A 25,405-nucleotide genomic window follows, 5' to 3' on the forward strand; every position below is an offset into this window, starting at 1 on the left:
GTGAAGTCAGTTGATCAGGCGCAGGTCGGAGATGGTCCCGCTCGCCACGAGCATCACGTAGAAGTCAGTGATCATCAGCGTGGCGAGGGTGGTCCAGGCGAGCTGCATGTGCCGGGTGTTCAGTGTGCTGACCCAGGTCCAGAGCCGGTACCGGATCGGGTGTTTGGAGAAGTGGGTGAGCCTGCCGCCCATGACGTGCCTGCAGGAATGGCAGGAGACGGTGTACGCCCAGAGCAGGATCACGTTGCAGACCATGATGAGTGTGCCGAGCCCGATTCCGAAACCGCCGTCGGCGCCGTGGAACGCGCGGATCGCGTCGTACGTGTTGATCAGCGAGACGACGAGTGCGACGTAGAAGAAGTAGCGGTGTGCGTTCTGGACGATCAGCGGCAGGCGCGTCTCACCCGTGTAGGTGCTATGGGGCTCCGCGACCGCGCACGCGGGCGGCGAGAACCACACCGACCGGTAGTAGGCCTTGCGGTAGTAGTAGCAGGTGAGCCGGAAGCCGAGCAGGAACGGCAGCACCAGGAACCCGAGCGGGATGATCATCGGCAACTCGCCGATGGGCGTCCCGAAGTCGCTCGAACCGGGCACACACGAATCGCTCAGGCACGGCGAGTAGAACGGCGTCAGGTAGTGATAGTCCTCGACAAAGTACGCGGTGCGGACCCACGACCGGACCGATGCGTACACCACGAAGACGGACAGGCCGAGCACCGTCAGCAGCGGGGCCAGCCACCACCGGTCGGTGCGGAGCGTGCGTTCCGCTATCCGGGCACGCGTCGGCGCCCCCACACCGGCACTTTCGGAATCCTTCGGCGGCGCGCTCATCCGCGCTCGTAGTGGAGCCCGCCCAGCCCCTCGTCATCGATACCGAGCCACATCGACGCGTCGTACGGGGTGTCAGACACCTTGATTCGCTCCACCGGTTCGCGGTGGACGACGTTCGGCGGCGAGGAGTCGAGTTCCCGCGCGTCGATCTCGAGCCGCTCCAGATCGTTGCTCAATCGCCGCACGGATGCGGCGTCGCCGTACATCGATCGCAACGAACCGACAGCGCGCCGAAGGCGGTCGATGGTGCGATTCAATTCGAGCATTTCGGAGGTCGACATGTGACCCCTCCCAACCCAGCCGGATGTAGCCGTGACATGAATCACACTACCGATATTCGGAGGAGACGGTGCCGCTTTCGGAACCTCGGAAACTCCGTTGCGATGAATTTCGCGGGGCAGCCGAGTCCATATCTGCAGGACCACTGACAACGCACACCCACCGGGAGGACATCATGGCCGACGCCACGATCGGAAGCATCCTGCTCGCCAGCACTCACCCCGACCGACTACGGGACTGGTACACCGCCGCGTTCTCGCCGAAGGTCGAACGCACCCCCGGCGAACCGGGCTACGACGTCCTCGACTTCGACGGCTTCTACATCATGCTCGACCGGCGCGACGACGTCGGTGACACGAATCCCGAACCCGGTCGCGTCCTCCTCAACGTCGAGGTCACCGACGCCCGCGCCGCAGCAGACCGGATCGACGAACTCGGTGCGACGTGGCTGTCCCCGCTCGAGGATCGTGACGGCAGCTGGTTCGGCACCGCCGTGGACCCCGACGGCAACTACGTCCAGATCATCCAGCTCAGCGCGCAGGCGCGGGCCGAGATGTCCTGACCGACAGCACGGAAAGAGAACAGTCATGTTGAGCAATGCGAGAGCATTCAGCGGATTCGCCGTCGACGACATCGCCGCGGCCAAGTCCTTCTACACCGACACCCTGGGCATCGAGGTCACCGAGGAGCAGATGGGTCTGCTCGGCCTGCATCTCCCGAAGGGGCCCGTGGTGCTGATCTACCCCAAGCCCGACCACACACCGGCGACGTTCACCGTCCTGAACTTCGCCGTCGACGACGTCGAGAAGGCCGTCGACGCGCTCACCGAGCGCGGGATCCAGTTCCTGCGGTACGACGGTTTCGATCAGGACGACAAGGGAATCATGCGCGGCAACGGACCCGACATCGCCTGGTTCACCGACCCCGCGGGCAACGTGCTGTCGGTGCTCTCGGAGTCCTGACGGCCGCGGCGGCTCAGCGTGCCGTGACCGTCGCCTTCAGCCAGGTGCCGTCGAACCACGTGGACGCGGCCGCGCCGAACGACGCGGAGGCGAGGCGTCCGCTGCCCGCAGGCACCGAGCCGACGACGTCGACCCCCGTGACGGCGGGCAGGTCGTCGAGATTGCACCGCTCGGCGAGCCCGGGCTCGTCCGGCCACGACCCGATCACGGTTCCGGCGCAGGCGAGACCGGCCGCCGAGAGAGCCCGGATCGTGAGCTCGGTGTGGTTGAGCGTGCCGAGGCCTGCCGCGGCGACCACGACAGCCGGAGCGTCGAGGGCGCGCGCGAGATCGACGAGCGTGAAGCCGTCGGCGCCCAGCCGCACCAGCAGGCCGCCTGCACCCTCGACGAGCACCAGATCGTGCCCGTCGTCGAGCGCGCGGACCGTCTCGACGACGTCCGCGCACCGCAGCATCGGCAGGCCGCTGCGCCGGGCCGCGGTGTCGGGGGCGAGCGGTTCGGGGTAGCGGGCCAGCTCCACCACCGCCGTGACACCGGACAGTCTGGTCACCTCGGCCAGATCGCCCGGTTCTCCCGGGGCGACGCCGGTCTGCGCGGGCTTGCACACCGCCACGGACAGGCCGGCCTCGCGTGCGGCCGCGGCGAGCGCCGCCGTGACCACCGTCTTGCCGACGTCCGTCGACGTGCCGGTGACCACCAGGATGCTCACGCCGACGCTCCCGCCAGGACGTCGGTCAGCACGGCTTCGATCCGCGCCAGCTCGTCCGCGTCGAGCGTCGCGCGCGCGGTGAGCCGCAGACGCGACGTGCCCTCCGGCACCGACGGGGGCCGGAAGCAGCCGACGTGCAGTCCCTGTTCGCGGCACGCGGCGGCGGCGTCGACGGCGCGTTGTGGGTCGCCGAGGATGACGGAGACGACGGCGGACTCGGGTGCCCCCGCGCCGGTGAACCGCGCGAGATCCCGTGCGCGGGCCAGCACGGACTCGGCACGGTGCGGTTCCCGCCGCAGAACGGCGAGCGCCGCCCGTGCCGCACCGACGGCCGCGGGGGCCAGTCCGGTATCGAAGATGAACGTGCGTGCGGCGTCGACGAGATGCGCGCGCACCTTCTCCGACGCCAGCACCGCACCGCCCTGACTGGCCAGCGACTTCGACAGCGTGGCCGTGACGACGATGTCGGGTTCGCCGGCGAGCCCCACCTCGTGCACGAGTCCGCGGCCCCCTGCGCCGCGGACTCCGACGCCGTGCGCCTCGTCCACGACGAGGAACGCCCCATGGTCGCGGCACACCCGATGAAGGTCGACGAGGGGTGCGAGATCACCGTCCGCGCTGAACACCGAATCGGTGACGACCAGCGCCCGCTCCTCCGGCCGGGTGGCCAGTGCGCTGCGGACGAAGTCGAGATCGGAGTGCGGTGCGACGGCCACTCGGGCCCGGGAAAGCCGGCACGCGTCGACCAGCGACGCGTGGCTGCCCGCGTCGGAAACGATCAGCGATCCGGCGCCGGACAGTGCGGTGACGGCACCGAGATTCGCGGTGTACCCGGAGGAGAACACCAGCCCGGCCTCGGCGCCGACGAACTCGGCGAGTTCCGTTTCGAGGAGTTCGTGTTCGGTGGTCGATCCCGTGACCAGACGCGAGCCGGTGGCCCCCGCACCCCAGCGGCGCAGCGCGGTCATCGCGCCGTGCAGCACCTCCGGGTGCCGTACGAGTCCGAGGTAGTCGTTGGACGCCAGATCGATCAGCGCGTTGCCGGGCGTGCGTGGACGCAACTCGCGGCGCAGTCCCGCGGCGCGCCGCTGGTCCTCGACGTCGTCGAGCCAGGTGGTGAAGGTGCGGTCGGTACTCACCCACGGCACGATACGCGACTTGAACGGTGTTCAACCCGGGTGGGCCCGGTTTTCTCCGGGTGGCTAGGGTCGAGACCGTGACCTCCCCGAGCCTGTCCGTCGACGACATCACGTCCCTCGATGCCGCGCTGCTCTGGCATCCGTACGGCGCCTTCCCCGCCTCGACCACCCCGCTCGTGGTGGCCGAGGCGAGCGGGACGCGCCTCACTCTCGCCGACGGACGCGAACTCGTCGACGGCATGAGTTCGTGGTGGGCCGCGGTCCACGGCTACCGGCATCCCGTCCTCGACGCGGCGGCGACGGCGCAGCTCGGGCGGATGAGCCACGTCATGTTCGGCGGGCTCACCCACGAACCCGCCGCGCGGCTCGCCCAGCTGCTCGTGGCGATCACCCCGGACGGCCTCGACAAGGTGTTCCTCGCCGATTCCGGTTCGGTGTCCGTCGAGGTCGCCGTCAAGATGTGCCTGCAGTACTGGCGCAGTCGCGGCAGGCCGGAGCGACATCGGCTGCTCACCTGGCGCGGCGGGTATCACGGCGACACGTTCGCCCCGATGAGCGTCTGCGACCCGGACGGCGGCATGCACTCCCTATGGACGGACGTCCTGGCACGGCAGGTCTTCGCCGGACCCCCGCCCCGCGAGTTCGACCCGCAGTACGTCGCGGAGTTCGAGCGCCTGGTGGCCTCGCACACCGACGAACTGGCGGCCGTCATCGTGGAGCCGGTGGTGCAGGGCGCCGGTGGTATGCGCTTCCACGACCCCCGGTACCTGTCGGAGCTGCGGCGGATCTGCGACGAGCACGGGCTCCTGCTGGTGTTCGACGAGATCGCGACCGGTTTCGGCCGCACCGGCGAGCTGTTCGCCGCGGACCACGCCGGGGCCCGCCCCGACATCATGTGCGTCGGCAAGGCCCTCACCGGCGGATACCTGACCCTCGCGGCGACGCTCTGTTCCACCGACGTCGCCGAGACCATCAGCGCCGGGGACGCCGGCGGGCTGATGCACGGTCCCACGTTCATGGCCAACCCGCTCGCCTGTGCCGTCGCGGTGGCGTCGATCGAACTCCTGCTGTCGCGCGACTGGCGAGGAGAGGTCGAGGACGTGCGCCGCGAGCTCGAATCGGGACTCGCGCCGGCCCGGGAACTCCCCGGCGTGCGGGACGTCCGGGTGCTCGGCGCGATCGGTGTGATCGAACTCGCCGAACCCGTCGACATGCGGGCCGCCACCGACGCCGCGGTGGCCGCCGGGGTCTGGTTGCGGCCGTTCCGGAACCTGATCTACGCGATGCCGCCGTACGTGTGCACCACCGACGACGTGCGGAAGATCACAGCCGGAATGCTTGCTGCCGCACGGAGCTCGACCCTGGGCCGTTAGCCCGCTCTCGTCGAGCTGAGAGCAACGCGAACGCGGGCTAGTGTTCTCGATATGGAAGCAAGCGAGTCGACCGGAACCACGCCCATTCCCGTGTGGCCCGGCAGCGCCTACCCCCTGGGTGCCACGTACGACGGGGCCGGGACGAACTTCTCCTTGTTCTCCGAGGTCGCCGAGGCGGTCGACCTGTGCCTGATCGCGAAGGACGGCACGGAGACACGCGTGCGCCTCGACGAGGTCGACGGCTACGTATGGCACGCGTACCTACCGACCGTCGTCCCCGGTCAGCGGTACGGGTACCGGATCCACGGCCCCTGGGATCCCGCGGCCGGGCACCGCTGCGACGCCAGCAAGCTCCTCCTCGACCCCTACGGCAAGGCGTTCGACGGAGAGTTCGACGGAGACCGGTCCCTGTTCTCCTACGATATCGAGGCACCCGCCGAGCCCGCCCCCGAGGAATCGGAGGACGCCGCCCTGATCATCGACACGGACGACGACATCGAGGCCGAGGACGACGCCGAGCTCGTAGCGGACGCCGAGGACGACGTCTCGGCGCCGGGACTGCCCGGACACGACTCGCTCGGCCACACGATGACGACGGTGGTGATCAACCCGTTCTTCGACTGGGCTGCCGACCGCGCACCGAAACACCCGTACCACGACACCGTGATCTACGAGGCCCACGTCAAGGGCATGACGGCGACGCATCCCGGTGTGCCGGAAGAGCTTCGCGGCACGTATGCGGGCCTCGCGCATCCGGTGATCATCGACCACCTCGTCGACCTCGGCGTCACCGCGATCGAACTGATGCCGGTGCATCAGTTCATGCACGATCAGACGCTGCTCGACAAGGGGCTGCGGAACTACTGGGGCTACAACACGTTCGGGTTCCTCGCCCCGCACACCGGGTATTCGTCGGCGGAGAAGCCGGGCGCCGCGGTGTCGGAGTTCAAGGCGATGGTCCGCTCGTTCCACGAGGCGGGCATCGAGGTCATCCTCGACGTCGTCTACAACCACACCGCCGAGGGCAACCACCTCGGTCCGACCATCTCGTTCCGCGGCATCGACAACGCCGCCTACTACCGGCTCGTCGACGGCGACGCCGAGCACTACATGGACTACACGGGCACCGGGAACAGTCTCAACGCCCGGCACCCGCACACGCTGCAACTGATCATGGACTCGCTGCGGTACTGGGTCACCGAGATGCACGTCGACGGATTCCGGTTCGACCTCGCGTCCACGCTCGCCCGTGAACTGCACGACGTCGACCGGCTCTCCGCGTTCTTCGACCTCGTCCAGCAGGATCCGATCGTCAGCCAGGTCAAGCTCATCGCCGAACCGTGGGACATCGGCGAGGGCGGGTACCAGGTGGGCAATTTTCCGGGCCTGTGGACGGAGTGGAACGGCAAGTACCGGGACACGGTGCGCGACTACTGGCGCGGCGAACCGGCGACGCTCGGCGAGTTCGCGTCCCGGCTCACCGGCTCCTCCGACCTCTACGAGGCGACCGGGCGCCGCCCCGGCGCGAGCATCAACTTCGTCATCGCCCACGACGGGTTCACCCTGCATGACCTGGTGTCGTACAACGAGAAGCACAACGACGCCAACGGCGAGGGCAACAACGACGGCGAGAGCCACAACCGGTCCTGGAACTGCGGTGTCGAGGGACCGACGGACGACCCGGAGATCCTCGATCTGCGCGGACGGCAGAGTCGCAACATCCTGGCCACCCTGCTGCTCAGCCAGGGGACGCCGATGCTGGCGCACGGCGACGAGATGGGCCGCACCCAGCAGGGCAACAACAATGTGTACTGCCAGGACTCGGAACTGTCGTGGATGGACTGGTCGCTGGCGGACTCCAACGCCGACCTCGTCGAGTTCACCAAACGGGTGATCGCGCTGCGCATGAAGAATCCGGTGTTCCGTCGTCGCCGGTTCTTCGAGGGCACCCCCATCCGCAGCGGTGACCAGACCCGCGACATCGCGTGGCTCACCCCGGCCGGTGAGGAGATGACCCCCGAGGACTGGGACAGCGGCTTCGGGAAGTCCCTGGCGGTCTTCCTCAACGGCGAGGGCATCCCCGAACCCAACCACCGCGGTGAGCGGGTGGTCGGCGACTCGTTCCTGCTGTGTTTCAACGCCCACGACGAGGAGATCGAGTTCTCCACGCCCAACTCCGACTACGCCGACGAATGGGCGATCGTGCTCGACACCGCCGTCCCGACGGGAGCGAAGGAAGCGGTGATCAAGGCCGGGAATCCGCTGCAGGTCGAGGCCCGGTCGCTGGTCGTGCTGCGCCGGACCGCCTGAGCCGGGGACGACGATGTCGATCACGGCCACCTACCGGCTGCAACTGCGCGGTGACTGCTTCACCCTGTCGGATGCCGCCACCGTCGCCGACTACCTGGACGACCTCGGGATCTCGCACGTCTATCTGTCGCCGATCCTGACGGCCACCACCGGGTCGACCCACGGTTACGACGTCACCGACGTGACCCGCGTGTCACCCGCGCTCGGCGGGCGGGATGCGCTGGCCGCACTGTCGAAAGAGGTGCGGGGCCGCGGCATGGGCCTCGTCGTCGACCTCGTCCCCAACCATGTGGGTGTCGCGAATCCGCGTGAGAACGCGTGGTGGTGGGACGTTCTCACGCACGGTCGCCGCTCCGAGTACGCCGAGTTCTTCGACATCGACTGGAGCGACGACAACGGCGTAGGCGGCCGGCTCGCGCTGCCCGTCCTCGGATCGGACGCCGATCTCGAGTCGCTGACCGTCGACCACTCGGGACCCGAGCCGTTGCTCGCGTTCTACGAGCACCGCTTCCCGATCAGTCCCGGCACCGACGCCACCGAGCCGAAGGCGGTGCACGACGCGCAGTCCTACCGCCTGGTCCCGTGGGACTCCGGGCTCATCGGGTACCGCCGATTCTTCGCGGTCAGCGAACTGGCCGGCATCCGTCAGGAAGACCCGCGCGTGTTCGAGGCCTCGCACCGAGAACTGCGGAGCTGGGTGGCGGACGAGTTGATCGACGGAGTGCGCATCGACCATCCCGACGGGTTGTCCGATCCGGCCGAGTACCTCGACCGGCTGCGCGGCGTGATCGGCGCGGACCGGTGGCTCGTGATCGAGAAGATCCTCGGCCACACCGAACCATTGGACGACCACCTGCCGATCGAGGGGACCACCGGCTACGACGCACTGGCCGAACTCGGCGGCGTCTTCGTCGACGCGTCAGGAGCTCCCGCGCTCACTGCCCTGTCTGCGTCCCGCACGGGTGACCGGGGCGACGCGACATGGATTCACGAGCACGAAACCGCGATCAAACGCGACGTCGCCGGCACCATTCTCGACCCGGAGATCCGGCGCCTCGTCCGCGCCGTCCGCGCCGAGACCGGCACCGACTGCAGCGATGCGGACCTGCGCGACGCCGTCGTGGACGTCGTCGCCGCCATGCCCGTGTACCGATCCGACTACAGTCCGCTGGCCGGGCTGGCGAAGCGCGTGATCGGCGACGCCGCGCGGCGCGAACCGCAACGGTCCGACGCGCTGTCCGCCCTCGCCGCCGCCCTGATCGCCGGCGGTGAGGCGGCCACCCGCTTCCAGCAGGTGTGCGGCGCGGTGATGGCGAAGTCCGTGGAAGACTGCCTGTTCTACCGCACCGCCCGGCTGGTGTCGCTGCAGGAGGTGGGTGGCAATCCGGCGAACGTCGGCATCTCCCCCGCCGAATTCCACCTGGCCGCAGCCGAGCGAGCCACCCGGTGGCCGCGGGCGATGACGACGCTCTCGACGCACGACACCAAGCGCGGGGAGGACGTCCGGGCCCGGATCGGCATCCTGTCGCAGGTGCCGGACCTGTGGGCGGAATGCGTCGATCAGTGGGAACGCATCGCACCCAGCCCGGATCCCGTCACCGGACTGTTCCTGTGGCAGAACCTGTTCGGGGTGTGGCCGGTCGACGGCCGGGCCGCGGGCGACGTGCCCGACTTCCGCGACCGTGTCCACGCCTACGCGGAGAAAGCGGTCCGCGAGGCCGGGACCCGAACGTCGTGGCACGACGTGAACGAGGAGTTCGAGCGCGACCTCCACGGCTGGCTGGACACGGTGATCGACGGCACGGTCGGCAAGGCGCTCGGTTCGCTGTGCACCCAGCTGGCCCCGCACGCCTGGTCGGACTCACTCGGTCAGAAGCTCCTGCAGCTGTGTGGACCCGGGATCCCTGACGTGTACCAGGGAACCGAGCTGTGGGAGGACTCGCTCGTCGACCCGGACAATCGCCGTCCCGTGGACTACGACGTACGACGGACCGTGCTCGCGGGACTCGACACTCCTCCGCTCGATGCGACGGGCGCGGCGAAGATGCACGTCGTCCGGGCGGCATTGCGCTTGCGCCGGGAACGTCCGGACAGTTTCGTCGGCGGGACCTACACGCCGGTCTTCGCGTCGGGGACCGCGGCGGAGCATCTGATCGGCTTCGCCCGCGGACAGCAAGGGTGGGCGCCGGACGTCGTGGCACTGGCCACCCGGCACACCGTCGGTCTGGAGCAACGCGGCTGGGGCGACACCACCGTGCCCCTCCCGGACGGCACCTGGACCGACCTGCTCACGTCCGCGACGTACTCTGGCGGCCGCGTCGACACGTCGACACTGTTCGCCCGCTATCCCGTTTCGCTTCTTGCCCTGTGAGTACTTCTCAACCGCCCGCGGTTAATAAGTACTCACAGGGGTACTGGCTGTTGTATGTCGCGACGTGTGGTTGCCCGGGCATACGGAGGGCCGGAGGTCCTCGCGGTCGTCGACGCGGAGGTTGTGAGTCCCGCCCCCGGCGAGGTGGTGGTCGACGTTCGCGCCATCGGGGTCAACCCGATCGACTACAAGCTCTACAGCGGCGCGTTCGGCGCCGACCCGGACGCCTTGCCGATGCGGCTGGGTAGTGAGGCTGCGGGCGTCGTCGGCGAGGTGGGCGACACCGCGGCGGGGCCGGTGGGCCCGATCTCGGTGGGCGACGAGGTGATCGTGTATCCGGTGGCCGAGGCGTACGCGGATCGGCTTGTCGTGTCCGGTGATTCGGTGATCCCGAAACCGGCGTCGTTGCCGTGGAACGAGGCTGCCGGACTTCTCGCGGTGGGTGCCACCGCGGTCGACACCCTCGACACGGCGCACGTCGGCGCAGGCGACCTCCTGCTCGTGCACGGAGCGGCCGGCGGCGTGGGCTCGTTCGTCGTGCAGTTGGCGCGGGCCCGCGGTGCCACGATCATCGGCACGGCGCGCCCCGAGCACCACGACTACGTCCGCTCGCTCGGCGCGACGCCCGTGTCCTACGGCGCCGGCCTGGGCGATCGGGTCCGCGTCCTGGCACCGGACGGGGTGGATGCCGTCATCGATACCGCGGGCAGTGACGAGGCGATCGACGTGTCCGTGGACCTGGTGCAGGACGGGTCGCGGTTGGTGACGACAGTTCCCGGGCCCCGGCCGGCCGACGCCGGTTTCCGGATCGTGGGCGCGCTGGGGCCGGAAGGGATGGAACCGCGTAAGCGGGCCCGCGTCTTCCTCGTCGACCTCGCGGGCAACGGGGATGTGCGGGTGCGCGTCGCGCGCACGTACGCGCTGTCCGAGGCGGCGCGCGCTCACGCCGATCTTCGGAAGCCGCACGCGGCGGGCAAGTTCATCCTGCTGCCGTAAGCGGAACCATCAGTGGAGCAGACTAGCCCGGATCGTCGCTTTCACCCAGTTCCGATACTCGTCTACGTCCCACCCGCACTGCCGGCGCAGCATCGAGTACACCTGCGGCGACACGACCGTGAACAGCACGTCGGCGGCCCGCTGGACCGAGATCTCGGGACGCAGCAGTTCGTGCGCGGCGAGTCCCTCGGCGAGCGTCATCGCATTCTCGGCCGAGGCCCGCGCTCCCTCGTCTGCGAACCGCCGCATGTCGTCGTCCGCTCCCGAGGATTCGATCGACGTCGTCATCAGGGTCCCGGCCCGCTCCAGGACGTCGGTGCTGAATCCCACCATCTGGTCGAGGATCCGTTCGACCGGGTCGCCGTCCCGGGGCACGGGCGTGTGGGCCGCGGCGGTATCACCCTCGATGGCCGCGTGCAGTGCCTCGTGGAACAGTTCCGCCTTGCCTCCGGGGAATGCGGTGAACACCGTGCGGTTCGACACCCCGGCGGCCTCGGCCACGTTCCGCACCGTCGTGCTGACGTATCCACGTCCGATGAACAGCCGGGCCGCGGCATCCCGGACGAGGAGACGGGTCCGGCGCGCCGATTCCGCACGCAGCGGCGAACTGTAGGACCTCTTGGCGGTTCCGGGCATGGGCTCACGATAGACGCATTCGATACATCAATCGTGCAGCCAATGTGACACAGCGTTTCGCCGCGCATCAACCAGGCGAAACGCCCGATACCTACGACTTCGGGTGTTCCACCCAGGCATCGGATCCGGGAAACACGAGCGCCTCGTGGCCGTCGTCGTACCGGACGAGATAGGGCGGTTCGCCGTTCTCTCCGTGTACCTCCACGACCTCGGCGGTCGTCTCGTGCACTCCGACCACCCTGCCCTGAACGTGCAACCGGTCTCCCACTGCTACGTGCATGACTGCTCCTCGCGACGTTCGAGTCCGTACTCTCAGCTTGCTACTTCCGGAACCGGGGCGAAAGGGCCGACTCGCCGCCATCTCTGCCGCCGTGTGCCATCGTGGGGACATGGCTACGTACCGATACCTCGACAAGGACCGTAACGTGCTCGAGGAGCACGACTTCGGCACCGTGCAGGACGCCGAGGAACACCGTTTGTCAGTTCTCGGCGCCGAGATCATCGAGGAGGTCGAGGACTCCGGCACGCCCGAGAGCTGACTGTCCTGCGCGGCCCGCCGCGTCGAGGCATGCTGATCGGGTGCACACATTCGAGGTATGGGCCCCGATTCCGGAATCCGTCCGCGTGGAGGTCGACGGCCGACGCCACGACATGACCCCGTCACCGGACGGGTGGTGGCGAGCCGACGTCGACGCATCGCCCGATTCCCGATACGCGTTCCTCCTCGACGACAGCGACACCCCACTTCCCGACCCCCGGTCGCCGCGACAGCCCGACGGCGTGCACAGCGCGTCCCGACTCCACACCCTCGACGAGAGCCTCTGGACCGATTCGCGGTGGACCGGGCGGCAGCTCGCCGGCTCCGCCGTCTACGAACTGCACGTCGGCACGTTCACTCCGGAGGGCACGTTCGCGGCCGCCGTCGACCGGCTCGACCACCTCGTCGAGCTCGGCGTCGATTTCGTGGAACTGATGCCCGTCAACGGTTTCAACGGCACCCACAACTGGGGATATGACGGCGTTCTCTGGTACACGGTGCACGAGGGCTACGGCGGGCCGGACGGGTTGCAGACTCTCGTCGACGCGTGCCACGCCCGCGGTCTCGGCGTGGTCCTCGACGCCGTGTACAACCACCTCGGACCGTCCGGCAACTACCTCGACCGGTACGGCCCGTACCTGGCGCAGGGCGCCAACACATGGGGCCGGAGCATCAATCTCGACGGACCGGACAGCGGCGAGGTACGCCGCTACATCATCGACAACGCGCTGCGGTGGTTCCGCGAGTTCCACATCGACGCGCTCCGCCTCGACGCGGTCCACGCGCTCGTCGACCACACCGCCACCCACCTTCTCGAAGACCTGGCCATCGAGACCCGCCGGCTGTCCGCGCACCTGAGGCGGCCGCTGACGCTCATCGCCGAGAGCGACCTCAACGATCCGCGCCTGATCACGTCGCGGTCGGCAGGCGGCTGCGGACTCGACGCCCAGTGGGACGACGACGTGCATCACGCCATCCACGCCGCCGTCTCGGGCGAGAGGCAGGGCTATTACGGAGATTTCGGTTCGATGGCCTGCCTCGCCGACACCCTGCGTCAGGGGTGGTTCCACGCGGGCACGTTCTCGACGTTCCGCGGTCGCACTCACGGCAGGCCGCTGGACACCCGCCGGACCCCGGCCAGTTCGCTGGTCACGTACACGTGCACGCACGATCAGATCGGCAACCGGGCGATCGGCGACCGCCCCGGCACGTATCTCGATTCCGGGCAGCTCGCCGTGAAGGCCGCGCTCGTGCTGTGCTCGCCGTTCACGCCGATGCTGTTCATGGGTGAGGAGTGGGGTGCGAGCACCCCGTTCCAGTTCTTCACCTCCCACCCCGAACCGGAACTGGCGCGGGCGACGGCGGAGGGGCGCAAGGCGGAGTTCGCGGAGCACGGCTGGAGCACGGACGACGTTCCCGACCCCCAGGACCCGGAGACGTTCGAGCGGTCCAAGCTCGACTGGGACGAACTGGTCCGCGAACCGCATGCCCGGCTGCTCGACTGCTATCGCTCGTTGCTGCACCTGCGACGGGAGCGCGCCGAGCTGACGGACCCGTGGCTCGAGAACCTGTCCGTCGACTACGACGAGGCGGAGCAGTGGATCGTTGTGTACCGCGGCGCACTTCGTATCGCGTGCAATCTGGGTGCCGAACCGGTGACTGTCCCGGTCGGCGGCTCCCCCGTGCTGTGGTGGGAGCCGCCGACGCAGGACGAGACCGCGTCGGCGACGGTGCTACCGGGTCACTCGTTCGTAGTGCTCGACAGCTCGCCCTGACGGTCCCGCAGCATCCGCAGGACGAGGATCGCGGTCGCGAACAGGATCACGGCCGTCGCGCCGGCGGCGACGTGCATGCCGTCGACGAACGCCGACTGCGCGGACTCCAGGAACACCGCCCGGGCCGTCTCCGGGAGGTGCTGGGCCTCCGCGACCGCGGCGCCGAGCGTGCCCTGCGCGGGCTCGACCTGTTCCGGCGGCAGCATCGACGTGTCGAGGCCGTTCCGGAAGATCGCCATGACGACGCTGCCGAGTACTGCGACACCGAGTGCGATACCGAGTTCGTATGCGGTCTCGGACACCGCGGAGGCGGCGCCGGCCCGTTCGGGCTCGACGGCGCTGACCACGAGGTCGGACGTCAGGGTCAGTGCGATACCGACACCGGCGCCGGCGAGGCCGAAGCCGATCACGAACATCGTCGGGGCACCGTCCACGCCGAGTGTGAGCATCAGTGCCGCACCCACAGCCGCGATCGCGAGACCGCCGCCGAGCACGTGCGAGGTGGCCCACCGGCGCACCATCCAGGCCGCCGCGAGTGCGGTGACCGCGCTCATCAGCATGCCGGGCAGCATCAGCACGCCCGACTCGAACGCGCTGTTACCCAGCACCAACTGCAGGTACTGCGAACCGAAGAACAGCACACCGGCCAGCGCGAAGATGGACAGCAGGTTGGTGAGGACGGCGGTCGAGAACGCCGGTTTGGCGAACAGGCCGATGTCGATCATCGGGTCCTTCATCGCCTTCTGCCTGCGCACGAACACCACACCGGACACGACACCGACGAGTCCGACGGCGAGGAGCACCGGGTCGACACCGTGCACCACGGTCTCCTTGACCGCGTACACCAGCAGCAGCATCGTCGTCATCGACAGCGCGGCGCTGAGCAGGTCGAAGCGCCCCGGGGCAGGGTCCTTGGACTCGGGGATCACGAGCGGTCCCACGGCGATCAGAACCAGCATCACGGGGATGTTGATCAGGAACACCGAGCCCCACCAGAAGTGCTCGAGCAGCCAGCCGCCGATCAGCGGGCCCGCCGCGGTGCCGCCACCGGCCATCGCACCCCACACGCCGATGGCGAGGGTCCGCTGGCGCGGGTCGACGAAGATCGTGCGGATCAGACCGAGTGTCGCGGGCATCAGCGTCGCACCCGAGATTCCCTGCAGAACACGGGCCGCGATCAGCATCTCGGGTGTCGGCGACCACGCCGCGATCAGCGAGGCGATACCGAATCCGGCGGCGCCGAGGAGCAGCAGACGACGCCGTCCGATCCGGTCGCCGAGCGTGCCCATCGTGATGAGCAGGCCGGCGAGGACGAACGAGTAGACGTCGATGATCCACAGCAGCTGCGTGCTGCTGGGTTCGAGGTCGGCGCTGATGAACGGCAGTGCGAGGTCGAGCACTGTGCCGTCGACGGCGATCAGGAGGACGGCGAAGGCCAGGACGACCAATCCGAGCCAGTCTCGGCGTGATGCGGAGGACTGACCTGGAGCGCCGTAGGCGTCGTTGATCCCGCGATCCGTGGAGACAGACATTTATCTTCCTGCGACTTTCCGATTCGAGAGCTGGCACGGCGAGAACCGTCCAGCCGGTACAGTTCCGATACATTACCGTGAACCGTCCGGACGGTAAAGTTATTTCCCGGGTACAGTCCCTCACCATGGCTGCCGGTACGCGCGATCGAATACTCGACGCCCTCGAGAAGCTGCTGCTCGACGTGGGAATAGCCCAGGTAACCCTCGAAGCCGTCGCTGCGGAGGCCGGGGTGTCCAAGGGCGGACTGCTCTACCACTTCCCCAGCAAGGAAGCGCTTCTCGCCGCGATGGTGCGCCGGCTCGGCGAGCGGGCCGACGCCCAGCTCGCCGACGCCGTGTCCGGCGGCACCTCGCTGTCCGAGTGGTATCTGCAGGTTCCCGACGCGAGCACCACCGAGGAACTCGCCCTCTACCGTTCGACCATCGCCGCGCTACGGAGCGTCGACGGTCAGCACGACGAGATCCAGAAGGCCGTTACCGAAGTGATGCGCGGCTGGGACGAAGGTCTCCAGAGCGAGATCGACGATCCCGTGCAGGCCGAGATCGTGCGCCTCGTCGGCGACGGCATCTACCTAGCCGCTCTGCTCGGGCTCCCCATGCCCGAGCCCGAGCTGTACAAGAAGGTCGTCGCGCGGCTGCTGCAGAAGTAGCGGCTCAGGTGAGGTAGCGGTACGCGGGGCTCCCCGGCTCCAGGCGTTCCACCTGCATCCGGGACTGCTCCATCCGCTCGAGCAGCTCGCCGAGTCCCTCGGCCTTACCGAGTTCGATACCCACCAGGGCGGCGCCGGTCTCCCGGTTGTTGCGCTTCACGTACTCGAACAGGGTGATGTCGTCCTCGGGGCCGAGCACCTCGTCCAGGAAGCGGCGCAGCGCACCCGGCTCCTGCGGGAAGTCGACGAGGAAGTAGTGCTTCAGGCCGAGATTCACCAGCGAGCGTTCCAGGATCTCGCCGTACCGCGAGACGTCGTTGTTGCCGCCGGAGATCAGGCACACCACCGTGGATCCCGGCTCGAACGTGATGTTCCCGAGGGCCGCAACCGACAGGGCACCTGCGGGCTCGGCGATGATGCCCTCGTTCTGGTACAGCTCGAGCATCGCGGTGCACAGCGCACCCTCGTCGAGGTTGGCCATCACGAAGCTCTCGGGATCGAGCCGGATCGTGGTGGACCGGTCGGCCTGGCCCAGCGACGTGTGCGTCACCACCTCGGCGCCCAGGGCGGACACCACGGCGTAAGGAAGGTCGCCGACGCGCTTCACCGACGCGCCGTCGACGAACGGGTCGATCTCCGTCAACGTCACGGGACCACCGGCCACCAGAGCCGCCGTCATCGACGCAGCCCCCGTCGGTTCCACCCCGACGATGGCCGTCCGGGGTGCATGCGCATGCAGATACGTGGCGATGCCGGCGATGCACCCGCCACCACCGACGGGGACCAGTACGGAATCGGGGGCCGCGCCGAGCTGCGCGAGGATCTCGGCGGCGATGGTGCCCTGTCCGGCCGCGGTACGGGCGTCGTCGAACGGCGCAACCATCGTCGCGCCCGTCCGCCGCACGTCGGCGGCGGCCGCGGCCGCTGCGGCGTCGTACGTCTCCCCCGTCAGGATCAGCTCGACGAACTCGCCGCCGTGCGCACGGATGCGATCACGCTTCTGCTTGGGGGTGTTCGACGGAACGTAGATGCGGCCCGTGATTTCCATTGTCCGGCAGGCGAACGCGACGCCCTGCGCATGGTTGCCCGCGCTGGCCGTCACCACTCCGGCCGCACGCTCGCCGGCATCGAGCTGGGCCATGAGGTTGTAGGCGCCGCGCAGCTTGTAGGAGCGGACGACCTGCAGGTCTTCGCGCTTGAGGTAGACGTTCGCGCCGGTCAGCGACGACAGTCGCTCGCTCCGCTGCAATGGGGTCGCGTCGATCACGTGGGAAATTCGCTCGATGGCCGCGTCGATGTCGCCCACTGTCAGGGGCGAGGTGATGTTCTGGGCTGCGGTATCGGGCGATGTGGACACCCGGATATGTTCCCACTCTCCAGCCATGGGATACCAGTCGGGTTCAGCCGCGCGGATCGAACTGGGACGGTCGCGGCACATTGCGGACGTTCGACTTCGCCATCTTCACGGCCTCGCCGACGCCCCCGTTCATCACCATCTTCGACAGCGCCAACGCGAAACCGGTGACCTGCCCGCCCGTGATCGTCGGCGGCAGCGACAACGCCAGCGGGTCCGTGACCAGATCGACGAGCGCCGGTCCGTCGTGGTCGAACGCCTGCCGCAGGCCCGATTCGATGTCGGCCGGATCCTCGATCCGGCGGGCGAAGATGCCCAGTGCCGACGCCACCGCCGAGTAGTCGACGGGCGCGACGTCCACCCCGAAATCCGGCAGCCCGTCCACCAGCATCTCCAGCTTGACCATCCCCAGAGTGGAATTGTTGAACACCACGATCTTGACCGGGAGCCGGTACATCGCGACCGTCACCAATTCCCCCAGCAGCATCGACAGCCCGCCGTCGCCCGACACGGACACCACCTGCCTGCCGGGCGCGCACACCTGCGCGCCGATGGCGTGCGGCAGGGCGTTCGCCATCGATCCGTGCAGAGCCGAGGACAGGAACCGCCGCGACCCGTTCGGCGTCAGGTAGCGCGCCGTCCAGACGTTCGACATTCCCGTGTCGGTGGTGAAGATCGCATCCTCGGCGGCGAGGTCGTCGAGGATCGACGCCGCATATTCGGGGTGGATCGGGATGCGCTGCTTGGCGGGTTTCGTGTACGCGCCGACCACCTTGTTCATCAGCGTCCGGTGCTTCTCGAGCATGTCGTCGAGGAATCGGCGATCGTCCTTCCGCCGGATCAACGGGGCGAGGGCACGCAGTGTGCTCGCCACGTCGCCGTGCACCGCCAGATCGACGTTCGTTCTTCGGCCGATTCGCTGTGCCGCCCAGTCGATCTGCGCGGTGCGGACTCCGTCGGGCAGGAATTGGTTGTACGGGAAGTCCGTTCCGACGAGCAGCAAGAGGTCGGCGCCATGCATCCCGTCGTGCGCCGCCCCGTATCCCAGCAGTCCGGTCATTCCGACGTCGAAGGGGTTGTCGTACTGAATCCATTCCTTGCCGCGAAGCGTGTGGCCGATCGGCGCACCGATCGTGCCGGCCAGGCTCAGCAACTCCTCGCGAGCCTCCCGCACACCCTCACCGGCGAAGATCGCAACCTTTCCCGCCGCGTTCACTGCGTCGGCGAGCGCCTGCACGTCCGCCTGGTCGGGCACGATCGCCGGGGCGCCGGTGCGCGGCACCGACGGCGCATTTCCCTCGGCGGGGCGGTCCGCGATGTCGCCCGGCAGCGTGATCACCGCGACGCCGGACAGCGCGGTCGCGTGCGCGATGGCGGACGCCGTCACGCGCGGCGCCTGAGCGGGACTTCCGATCAGCTCCGCGTACCGGGAGCACTCGACGAACAGGCGGTCCGGGTGGGTCTCCTGGAAGAAGCCGAGTCCGATCTGCTCGCTCGGGATCTGCGCCGCGATCGCGAGTACCGGCGCCCCCGAGCGGTCCGCGTCGTACAGACCGTTGATCAGGTGCAGGTTTCCCGGGCCGCACGAGCCGGCGCAGACCGCCAGCTTGCCGGTGACCTGCGCTTCCGCGGCCGCGGCGAACGCCGCGGACTCCTCGTGACGCACGTGGATCCAGTCGATTCCGCCCTTCGCCGCGCCGCCCGAACGCCGGACCGCGTCGACGATGGGATTGAGGCTGTCGCCCACGATTCCGTAGATCCGCTGGACGCCGGCGTCCTGGAGTTGACGTACCAGCTGATCGGCAACGGTTTTCGCTCTCATCGGGCCTCCGGTCGGGGGACGGTCGAACGGCGAAGGACAGCGGCGGTGCGGCCGTCAGGCGGTTTCGAGCACGAACACCGGGATCTCCCGATCAGTCTTCTTCTGGTAGTCGGCGTAGTCCGGGAACGCGGCGACGGCGCGTTCCCACCACGCGGCCTTCTCGTCACCCGTCACCTCACGGGCCACCATGTCCTGTGTGGTCGAGCCGTCGCGGAGTTCGACGTGCGGTTCGGCCTTCACGTTGTAGTACCAGACCGGATTCTTGGGGGCGCCGCCGAGCGAGGCGACGATCGCGTACGTCCCGTCGTGTTCGACACGCATCAACGGCGTCTTGCGGAGTTTGCCGGACTTCGCGCCGCGCGTGGTCAGCAGGATGACGGGCCTGCCGCCCAGCGTCGTGCCCTTGGCTCCGTCGGTGGATTCCATCAACTCGGCCTGATCTGCTGCCCACTTGGACGGACTGGGCTCGTATTCACCTGTGAGTGGCATGCATCCAGTCAACACCTGATCCGCGAGAACGCGCCACCGATTCCGCCGAACGAGCCCACATGCGAAGAACCACATCCGTTTGTTCGTTGCGCCGAACTCCGGGTTCCGAGTAGCCTGATCCCACGCGGGGGACGTCCGTACCCCCGACCCGCACCAGTGAGGTGACCTGCGATGACGACACACGACGCATGGGTGCGCCGCGACGTTCGCCGCAGCGACCGAGCCCGGACCGTCGATCTCGCCGGCACCGAGTGGCCCCTCTACAAGCTGGAAGCCCTGGCGGTCGCGCTGCTGGTCTTCGCCACGATCCTTGTCGTCACCCAGACGCTGCAGGCGGCCGTCCTCACCGCCGCCGCGGTGGCGGTCGTGGTGTGGTGGGCGCGGCGCCTCTTCCCGCCGCGCCCCTAGCCGTCACACGGACAGGCAGCTCGGTCCGAGCAGCGCCTTGAGATCGCCCATCAACGCCGACGACGGTTCCACCCGGAGCACGTCGTCCACCTTCCACAACGTGACCTCGGTGCCGCCGATCAACCGCACGTGCACGTCCGACGTGCCCGGATGGCGCGTGAGCACCTGACGCAGCGCGCCGAGCTTGTCCTTGGTGCACTGACGCAGCGGCAGACTGACCGCCAGCGGCTTCGCGACCCCCACCGCCGAGAGGTCCGGCACCGCAAGGTCGTTGGCGATGAGTGAGATCCGGTCATCCCGGATCGACACGCGTGCCTTGACGAGCACGACGGAGTCCTCCGTGACGTCCATCCCGTAGACCGAGTAGGCCTGCGGGAAGAACAGCACCTCGATACCACCGGTCAGATCCTCGAGCTGCGCGGACGCCCAGGTGAGACCGTTCTTGTTGATCCTCCGGTTCACCGACGCGAGGATGCCGCCGACGGTGACCTGGGTGCCGTCCTTGATGTCGCCCTCGAGGATGGTCGGGATCGCGGTGTCGGACTGCGCCGACAGCACGTGTTCGACGCCGTTGAGCGGGTGCCCGGACACGTACAGTCCCAGCATCTCCCGTTCCAGCGCCAATCGGTGCTTCGAGTCCCACTCCTCCTCGGGGATCTTCACGTTGAACACCGAGGAGATCGATTCGTCGGCGTCGTCGCCGCCGAACAGGTCGAACTGTCCGATCGCCTCCGCCTTCTTGGTGCCCATCACCGCGTCGATGGCGTCGGCGTGGACGAGCATGAGCCCCTTGCGCGGGTGGCCCAGCGAGTCGAACCCGCCCGCCTTGATCAGCGACTCGGTGACCTTCTTGGAGCAGGCGGCGGCGTCGATCTTGTTGAGGTAGTCGGAGAAGTCGACGAACTTGGACTTTTCCTTGCGCGCCTTGATGATCGAGCCCACGACGTTGGCGCCGACGTTGCGGACGGCGCCCATGCCGAACCGGATGTCCTCACCGACGGAGGCGAAGTTGACCTCTGATTCGTTGACGTCCGGCGGCAGCACCGTAATCCCCATCTTGCGGCAGTCCGCCAGGTAGATGGCGGCCTTGTCCTTGTCGTCACCGACCGAGGTGAGCAGACCGGCCATGTACTCGGCCGGATAGTTGGCCTTGAGGTACCCGGTCCAGAACGACACCAGCCCGTACCCGGCGGCGTGCGACTTGTTGAACGCGTATCCGGCGAACGGGAGGATGGTGTCCCACAGTGCCTTGATGGCGGGTTCGGAGAATTCGTTGGTGAGCATGCCCTCGCGGAAACCGGCGTAGGCCTCCTCCAGGACCGACAGCTTCTTCTTACCCATGGCTCGGCGGAGAATGTCGGCCTGTCCGAGCGAGTACCCGGCCACCTTCTGGGCGATCTGCATGATCTGCTCCTGGTAGACGATCAGGCCGTACGTGTCGGCCAGGATCTCCTTCAGGGGCTCCTCGAGCTCCGGGTGGATGGGTTTGACCTCTTGCCGCCCGTTCTTGCGGTCGGCGTAGTCGTTGTGCGCGTTCATGCCCATCGGACCGGGCCGGTACAGCGCGAGCACCGCCACGATGTCCTCGAAGCCGGTGGGCTGCATGCGGCGCAGCAGGTCGCGCATCGCACTGCCGTCGAGCTGGAATACACCGAGAGTATCTCCACGCGAAAGCAGTTCGTACGTGGCGTCGTCGTCGAGCGCCAGGGTGTCGAGGTCGAGGTCGACGCCGCGGTTGGCCTTGATGTTGTCGATCGCGTCGCCGATGACGGTGAGGTTCCGCAGCCCGAGGAAGTCCATCTTCAGCAGGCCTATGGCCTCGCACGACGGGTAGTCCCAGCCGGTGATGATGGCGCCGTCCTGGGCGCGCCTCCACACGGGAATCGCGTCCATCAGCGGCTCGGACGACATGATCACCGCGCACGCGTGGACGCCGGCGTTGCGGATCAGGCCCTCGAGTCCCTTGGCCGTCTGGTAGATCTTCGCGACGTCCGGGTTGGAGTCGATGAGGGCGCGAACCTCCACCGCTTCCTTGTAGCGCTCGTGGTTCGGGTCGGTGATGCCGGACACCGAGATGTCCTTGGCCATGATCGGCGGCGGCAGCGCCTTGGTGATCTGGTCGGCGATCGCGAATCCGGGCTGGCCGAACTGGACTCGGGCGGAGTCCTTGATGGCCGCCTTCGTCTTGATGGTGCCGAACGTGATGACCTGGGCGACGCGGTCGCTGCCCCACTTGTCCGTCGCGTAGCGCACCATCTCGCCGCGACGGCGATCGTCGAAGTCGATATCGATATCGGGCATCGACACGCGCTCGGGGTTCAGGAACCGCTCGAACAGCAGGCCGTGCGGAATGGGGTCGATGTTGGTGATGCCCATCGCGTAGGCGACGAGCGAACCGGCCGCCGAGCCTCGGCCGGGACCGACGCGGATACCGACGTCCCGGGCGTGGTTGATGAGGTCGCCGACGACGAGGAAGTAGGCGGGGAAACCCATTTCGAGGATGACGCCGATCTCGTAGTCGGCGCGGGCGAGGTACTCCTCCGGCGGTCCGTCGGGGAACCGGCGGTCCAGTCCGCGCATGACTTCCTTGCGCAGCCAGGTGCCCTGTGTCTCGCCCTCGGGGACCGGGAAGATCGGCATCCGGTCGTGGTGCGCCCACACGTCGTCGTACGGCTGCACCCGCTCGGCGATCAGCAGTGTGTTGTCGCACGCGCCGGGCACCTGGTCGTCCCACAACGCCCGCATCTCCGCGGCCGGCTTCAGGTAGTAGCCGTCGCCGTCGAACTTGAACCGAGTGGGGTCGGACAGTGTCTTACCGGTCTGGATGCAGAGGAGCGCCTCGTGGTTCTCCGCGGCTTCCTTGGTGACGTAGTGGCAGTCGTTGGTGGCGAGCGGCGGAATCTCGAGCTTCTTGCTGATTTCGAGCAGGCCCTCACGCACCCGCCTCTCGATCGACAGTCCGTGGTCCATCAGCTCGAGGAAGAAGTTGTCCTTGCCCCAGATCTCCTGCCACTTGGCGGCGGCCTCGAGCGCCTCGCGGTCGTGGCCGAGTCGCAGCCGTGTCTGGATCTCACCGGACGGGCAGCCCGTAGTCGCGATGATGCCCTCGTGGTGGGTGGCGATGAGGTCTTCGTCCATCCGCGCCCACTTGCCGAGCTGGCCCTCGATCGACGCGAGCGAGGACAGCTTGAACAGGTTCCGCAGACCGGTCGCGTTCTCCGCGACCATCGTCATGTGGGTGTACGCACCGCTACCGGAGACGTCGTCGGACTTCTGGCTGCGGTCGCCCCACAGCACGCGCTTGGTGTTGAAGCGGGACTCGGGCGCGACGTACGCCTCGATGCCGATGATCGGCTTGATGCCCTGCTTCTTCGCCACGTTGTAGAACTCGCTGGCGCCGTACATGTTGCCGTGGTCGGTCATGCCCACCGCCGACATCCCCAGTCGTTCGGCCTCTTCGAACAGGGGGCCGACCTTGGCCGCACCGTCGAGCATCGAGTACTCGGTGTGATTGTGCAGATGTACGAACGAGTCAGCCACGTGCGCCTCTCTGAAGGTCTGGGAGCCTCACGAGTGTAGGCCCTCGGACCGACAGCACCGGTCGCCGACGGCGGGTGTCGGAGAAGTCGTGACGCGAGTTACTGGACGGGCGCCTGGGACGGTTCGATCTTTCGCCGCTCGCGCCGGACCCGTACCAGCGCATCGGTACTGAAGATCGCGAGTGCCACCCAGATCAGCGCGAAACCGATCCACCGCGACGCGGGCATGTCCTCGTGGAGAACGGCGACGCCCCACGCCATCTGCAGCGCCGGCGTCAGGTACTGCAGCATGCCGAGTGTGCGCAACGGCACCCGTTGCGCGGCCGCGCCGAACAGCAACAGCGGCAGCGCGGTCACCGGTCCCGCGGCCATCAGCAGCAGGGTGTGATCCAGCCCGGACCCGAGGAACGTCCCTGCCCCGGTGAGAGCGAGGAACACGAGGTAGCCGATCGCGACGGGCGCGGCCACGATCCCCTCGGCGGTGAGGCTCGTCCGCGGGTCGAGCGGCATCACCTTCTTGCACAGCCCGTACAGCGCGAACGACGCGGCCAGGGTGAGCGCGATGTACGGCGGATGCCCGTAGTCGACGGTGATCACGATCACCGCGACGGCGGCGAGCGCGAGCGCGACGATCTGGGCGGGCACGAGCCGTTCCCGGAAGATCACGACCCCGAGCAGCACACTCACCAACGGGTTGATGAAGTAGCCGAGGGCGGTCTCGACCACCCGGTCCGAGGTGACCCCGTAGATGTAGGTGCCCCAGTTCACCGCGATGGCCGTCGACGCGGCCGTGACCAGCAGCCAGGTGCGCACGCTCAGCCCGCGCAGCGACCGGAGCCGGCCCGAGACCGCGAGGACGACGAACATGAGCGCGAGCGTCCACACCACCCGGTGCGCGAGGATCTCCACCGACCCGGCCGGGCCGAGCAATCCGAAGAACGCCGGGAACGCGCCCCACAGCACGTAGGCTCCGACTCCGCAGGCGGCGCCCACGGTTTCCGCCTGCCTCGCCTTCACGAGCCGCTCCCCGGGACGACCCCGTCGTCGGGGCCGGGCACCACGATCTCGACCTGCTCCGGCAACAGCGGGCGCACGGCGAACCGCCCGGCGACGGCGTCGGCTCCGAGTGCCTCGACCGCCCGGACGTCCGGGGCGGACCGCAGCGCGGTGAGGGCGTCGTGATCACCGCGGACGACGACACCGATCACGCAGGCGCAGTTCCGGGCGAGTTGCGCCGACGACACCGCCGCGATCTGCGCCTGCCGCTCCGTCTCGCCCGTCATCGCCTGGGCGCGTCCGGCGGCCAGGACGCTCGCCCGTGCGAGCGCCGCATCGCCTGCCGCGACGGACACGGGAACGAGGGGTGTCTGCACTCGGTCCAGGGGCACGCGGAAGAGAACCTGCGACACCCGGGTGCCGGACGTGACGTCCCGGACGACCTCCGTCGTCACCGGACGCGTGAACGAGACCAGCGCCCAGTGTTCTCGGAGCCCGTCCGCCGCGTCGAGCGATCGGCCCGCCCGGGCCAGGTAGTCGGCCACCACTTCCCCGTTGTCCGGGCCCAGCGTGTCCGTCGACACGGGCGCGCGCCGAACGGGATGCAGTGCTCCGAGCACGACCGTCACCGCGATCAGGACGACGGCGATGAGCACTGCCGGCACCGCGGTACCGCTCGGGTGCGGGCGCCTCACC

Annotated in this window: 23 protein-coding genes; 10 read left to right on the plus strand and 13 right to left on the minus strand. The window is 68.4% G+C overall.

What is annotated here, in order from left to right; genetic code table 11:
* Positions 1-6 precede the first annotated feature (6 nt).
* Both ACFVJ3_RS13660 and ACFVJ3_RS13665 read right to left on the minus strand, forming a co-directional pair.
* Positions 7-831 carry a hypothetical protein gene (locus ACFVJ3_RS13660; RefSeq protein ID WP_378452529.1) on the minus strand — a complete coding sequence of 275 codons (825 nt, stop codon included), beginning with the start codon at positions 829-831 and terminating at the stop codon, positions 7-9.
* Positions 828-1,112: a hypothetical protein gene (locus tag ACFVJ3_RS13665; RefSeq protein WP_009473700.1), complete on the minus strand. Its 285-nt coding sequence runs from the start codon at positions 1,110-1,112 to the stop codon at positions 828-830. The genes ACFVJ3_RS13660 and ACFVJ3_RS13665 overlap by 4 nt, the downstream gene beginning before the upstream one ends.
* Before the next feature lie 173 nt (positions 1,113-1,285).
* On the opposite strand from ACFVJ3_RS13665, the gene ACFVJ3_RS13670 reads away from it, so the two are divergent.
* Positions 1,286-1,672: a VOC family protein gene (locus tag ACFVJ3_RS13670; RefSeq protein ID WP_164062940.1), complete on the plus strand. Its 387-nt coding sequence runs from the start codon at positions 1,286-1,288 to the stop codon at positions 1,670-1,672.
* A gap of 25 nt (positions 1,673-1,697) precedes the next feature.
* A complete protein-coding gene (locus ACFVJ3_RS13675; RefSeq protein ID WP_378452530.1) occupies positions 1,698-2,072 on the plus strand; it encodes a VOC family protein in 375 nt (124 codons plus the stop codon).
* Positions 2,073-2,085: 13 nt separating this feature from the next.
* Here the strand turns inward: ACFVJ3_RS13675 and bioD are convergent, their stop codons facing one another.
* Together bioD and ACFVJ3_RS13685 are read right to left on the minus strand one after the other, a co-directional pair.
* Entirely contained in the window at positions 2,086-2,781 is a 696-nt protein-coding gene (gene bioD, locus ACFVJ3_RS13680) for a dethiobiotin synthase (RefSeq protein WP_378452531.1), read from the minus strand.
* Positions 2,778-3,920 (minus strand): 8-amino-7-oxononanoate synthase, encoded by a 1,143-nt coding sequence (locus ACFVJ3_RS13685; protein ID WP_378452532.1) that lies wholly within the window; start codon positions 3,918-3,920, stop codon positions 2,778-2,780. Before ACFVJ3_RS13685 ends, bioD begins: the two co-directional genes overlap by 4 nt.
* A 77-nt stretch (positions 3,921-3,997) precedes the next feature.
* On the opposite strand from ACFVJ3_RS13685, the gene ACFVJ3_RS13690 reads away from it, so the two are divergent.
* The 4 genes from ACFVJ3_RS13690 to ACFVJ3_RS13705 are packed head-to-tail and all read left to right on the plus strand — an operon-like array spanning position 3,998 to position 10,970.
* A complete protein-coding gene (locus tag ACFVJ3_RS13690; protein WP_378452533.1) occupies positions 3,998-5,293 on the plus strand; it encodes an adenosylmethionine--8-amino-7-oxononanoate transaminase in 1,296 nt (431 codons plus the stop codon).
* A 51-nt stretch (positions 5,294-5,344) separates the two neighbouring features.
* On the plus strand, positions 5,345-7,603 hold the full coding sequence (gene glgX, locus ACFVJ3_RS13695; RefSeq protein WP_378452534.1) for a glycogen debranching protein GlgX: 2,259 nt from the start codon (positions 5,345-5,347) through the stop codon (positions 7,601-7,603).
* A 13-nt stretch (positions 7,604-7,616) separates the two neighbouring features.
* On the plus strand, positions 7,617-9,974 hold the full coding sequence (gene treY, locus ACFVJ3_RS13700; protein ID WP_378452535.1) for a malto-oligosyltrehalose synthase: 2,358 nt from the start codon (positions 7,617-7,619) through the stop codon (positions 9,972-9,974).
* A 54-nt stretch (positions 9,975-10,028) separates the two neighbouring features.
* Positions 10,029-10,970, plus strand: coding sequence for an NADP-dependent oxidoreductase (locus ACFVJ3_RS13705; protein ID WP_378452536.1), 942 nt, complete (start codon positions 10,029-10,031; stop codon positions 10,968-10,970).
* Between the two features lie 9 nt (positions 10,971-10,979).
* Here the strand turns inward: ACFVJ3_RS13705 and ACFVJ3_RS13710 are convergent, their stop codons facing one another.
* Entirely contained in the window at positions 10,980-11,606 is a 627-nt protein-coding gene (locus ACFVJ3_RS13710) for a TetR/AcrR family transcriptional regulator (RefSeq protein WP_378452537.1), read from the minus strand.
* Between the two features lie 91 nt (positions 11,607-11,697).
* Complete coding sequence (locus ACFVJ3_RS13715; RefSeq protein WP_005247576.1) at positions 11,698-11,886, minus strand: DUF1918 domain-containing protein; 189 nt, start codon at positions 11,884-11,886, stop codon at positions 11,698-11,700.
* A gap of 109 nt (positions 11,887-11,995) precedes the next feature.
* Here ACFVJ3_RS13715 and ACFVJ3_RS13720 point away from each other — a divergent pair, with 109 nt between their 5' ends.
* The gene (locus tag ACFVJ3_RS13720) at positions 11,996-12,145 is read left to right on the plus strand and encodes a hypothetical protein (protein WP_378452538.1); all 150 of its coding nucleotides are present in this window, start codon (positions 11,996-11,998) and stop codon (positions 12,143-12,145) included.
* 40 nt (positions 12,146-12,185) lie between these two features.
* A complete protein-coding gene (treZ, locus tag ACFVJ3_RS13725; protein WP_378452539.1) occupies positions 12,186-13,919 on the plus strand; it encodes a malto-oligosyltrehalose trehalohydrolase in 1,734 nt (577 codons plus the stop codon).
* Here treZ and ACFVJ3_RS13730 read toward each other — a convergent pair.
* Positions 13,886-15,451, minus strand: a complete 1,566-nt coding sequence (locus tag ACFVJ3_RS13730; RefSeq protein ID WP_378452540.1) for an MFS transporter — start codon at positions 15,449-15,451, stop codon at positions 13,886-13,888. The two genes, treZ and ACFVJ3_RS13730, sit on opposite strands and share 34 nt — an antisense overlap.
* A gap of 125 nt (positions 15,452-15,576) precedes the next feature.
* On the opposite strand from ACFVJ3_RS13730, the gene ACFVJ3_RS13735 reads away from it, so the two are divergent.
* Entirely contained in the window at positions 15,577-16,101 is a 525-nt protein-coding gene (locus ACFVJ3_RS13735; protein WP_378452541.1) for a TetR/AcrR family transcriptional regulator, read from the plus strand.
* Between the two features lie 4 nt (positions 16,102-16,105).
* Here ACFVJ3_RS13735 and ilvA read toward each other — a convergent pair whose 3' ends face one another.
* The 3 genes from ilvA to ACFVJ3_RS13750 are packed head-to-tail and all read right to left on the minus strand — an operon-like array spanning position 16,106 to position 19,766.
* Positions 16,106-17,458, minus strand: coding sequence for a threonine ammonia-lyase IlvA (gene ilvA, locus ACFVJ3_RS13740; RefSeq protein ID WP_378452542.1), 1,353 nt, complete (start codon positions 17,456-17,458; stop codon positions 16,106-16,108).
* A 43-nt stretch (positions 17,459-17,501) separates the two neighbouring features.
* A complete protein-coding gene (locus tag ACFVJ3_RS13745) occupies positions 17,502-19,277 on the minus strand; it encodes a pyruvate dehydrogenase (protein WP_378452543.1) in 1,776 nt (591 codons plus the stop codon).
* Positions 19,278-19,331: 54 nt separating this feature from the next.
* Positions 19,332-19,766 carry a nitroreductase family deazaflavin-dependent oxidoreductase gene (locus ACFVJ3_RS13750; protein ID WP_378452544.1) on the minus strand — a complete coding sequence of 145 codons (435 nt, stop codon included), beginning with the start codon at positions 19,764-19,766 and terminating at the stop codon, positions 19,332-19,334.
* A gap of 171 nt (positions 19,767-19,937) precedes the next feature.
* On the opposite strand from ACFVJ3_RS13750, the gene ACFVJ3_RS13755 reads away from it, so the two are divergent.
* Positions 19,938-20,174 carry a hypothetical protein gene (locus ACFVJ3_RS13755; protein ID WP_378452545.1) on the plus strand — a complete coding sequence of 79 codons (237 nt, stop codon included), beginning with the start codon at positions 19,938-19,940 and terminating at the stop codon, positions 20,172-20,174.
* A 3-nt stretch (positions 20,175-20,177) separates the two neighbouring features.
* Here the strand turns inward: ACFVJ3_RS13755 and dnaE are convergent, their stop codons facing one another.
* The 3 genes from dnaE to ACFVJ3_RS13770 form a co-directional block, all read right to left on the minus strand.
* Complete coding sequence (gene dnaE / locus ACFVJ3_RS13760) at positions 20,178-23,714, minus strand: DNA polymerase III subunit alpha (RefSeq protein WP_378452546.1); 3,537 nt, start codon at positions 23,712-23,714, stop codon at positions 20,178-20,180.
* A 98-nt stretch (positions 23,715-23,812) separates the two neighbouring features.
* Positions 23,813-24,730 carry an EamA family transporter RarD gene (gene rarD, locus ACFVJ3_RS13765; RefSeq protein ID WP_378452547.1) on the minus strand — a complete coding sequence of 306 codons (918 nt, stop codon included), beginning with the start codon at positions 24,728-24,730 and terminating at the stop codon, positions 23,813-23,815.
* Positions 24,727-25,404, minus strand: coding sequence for a hypothetical protein (locus ACFVJ3_RS13770; RefSeq protein WP_378452548.1), 678 nt, complete (start codon positions 25,402-25,404; stop codon positions 24,727-24,729). The genes rarD and ACFVJ3_RS13770 overlap by 4 nt, the downstream gene beginning before the upstream one ends.
* Position 25,405: the final 1 nt, after the last annotated feature.

This window comes from Rhodococcus sp. NPDC127593 (assembly GCF_042671975.1).
Lineage (GTDB): Bacteria > Actinomycetota > Actinomycetes > Mycobacteriales > Mycobacteriaceae > Rhodococcus_F.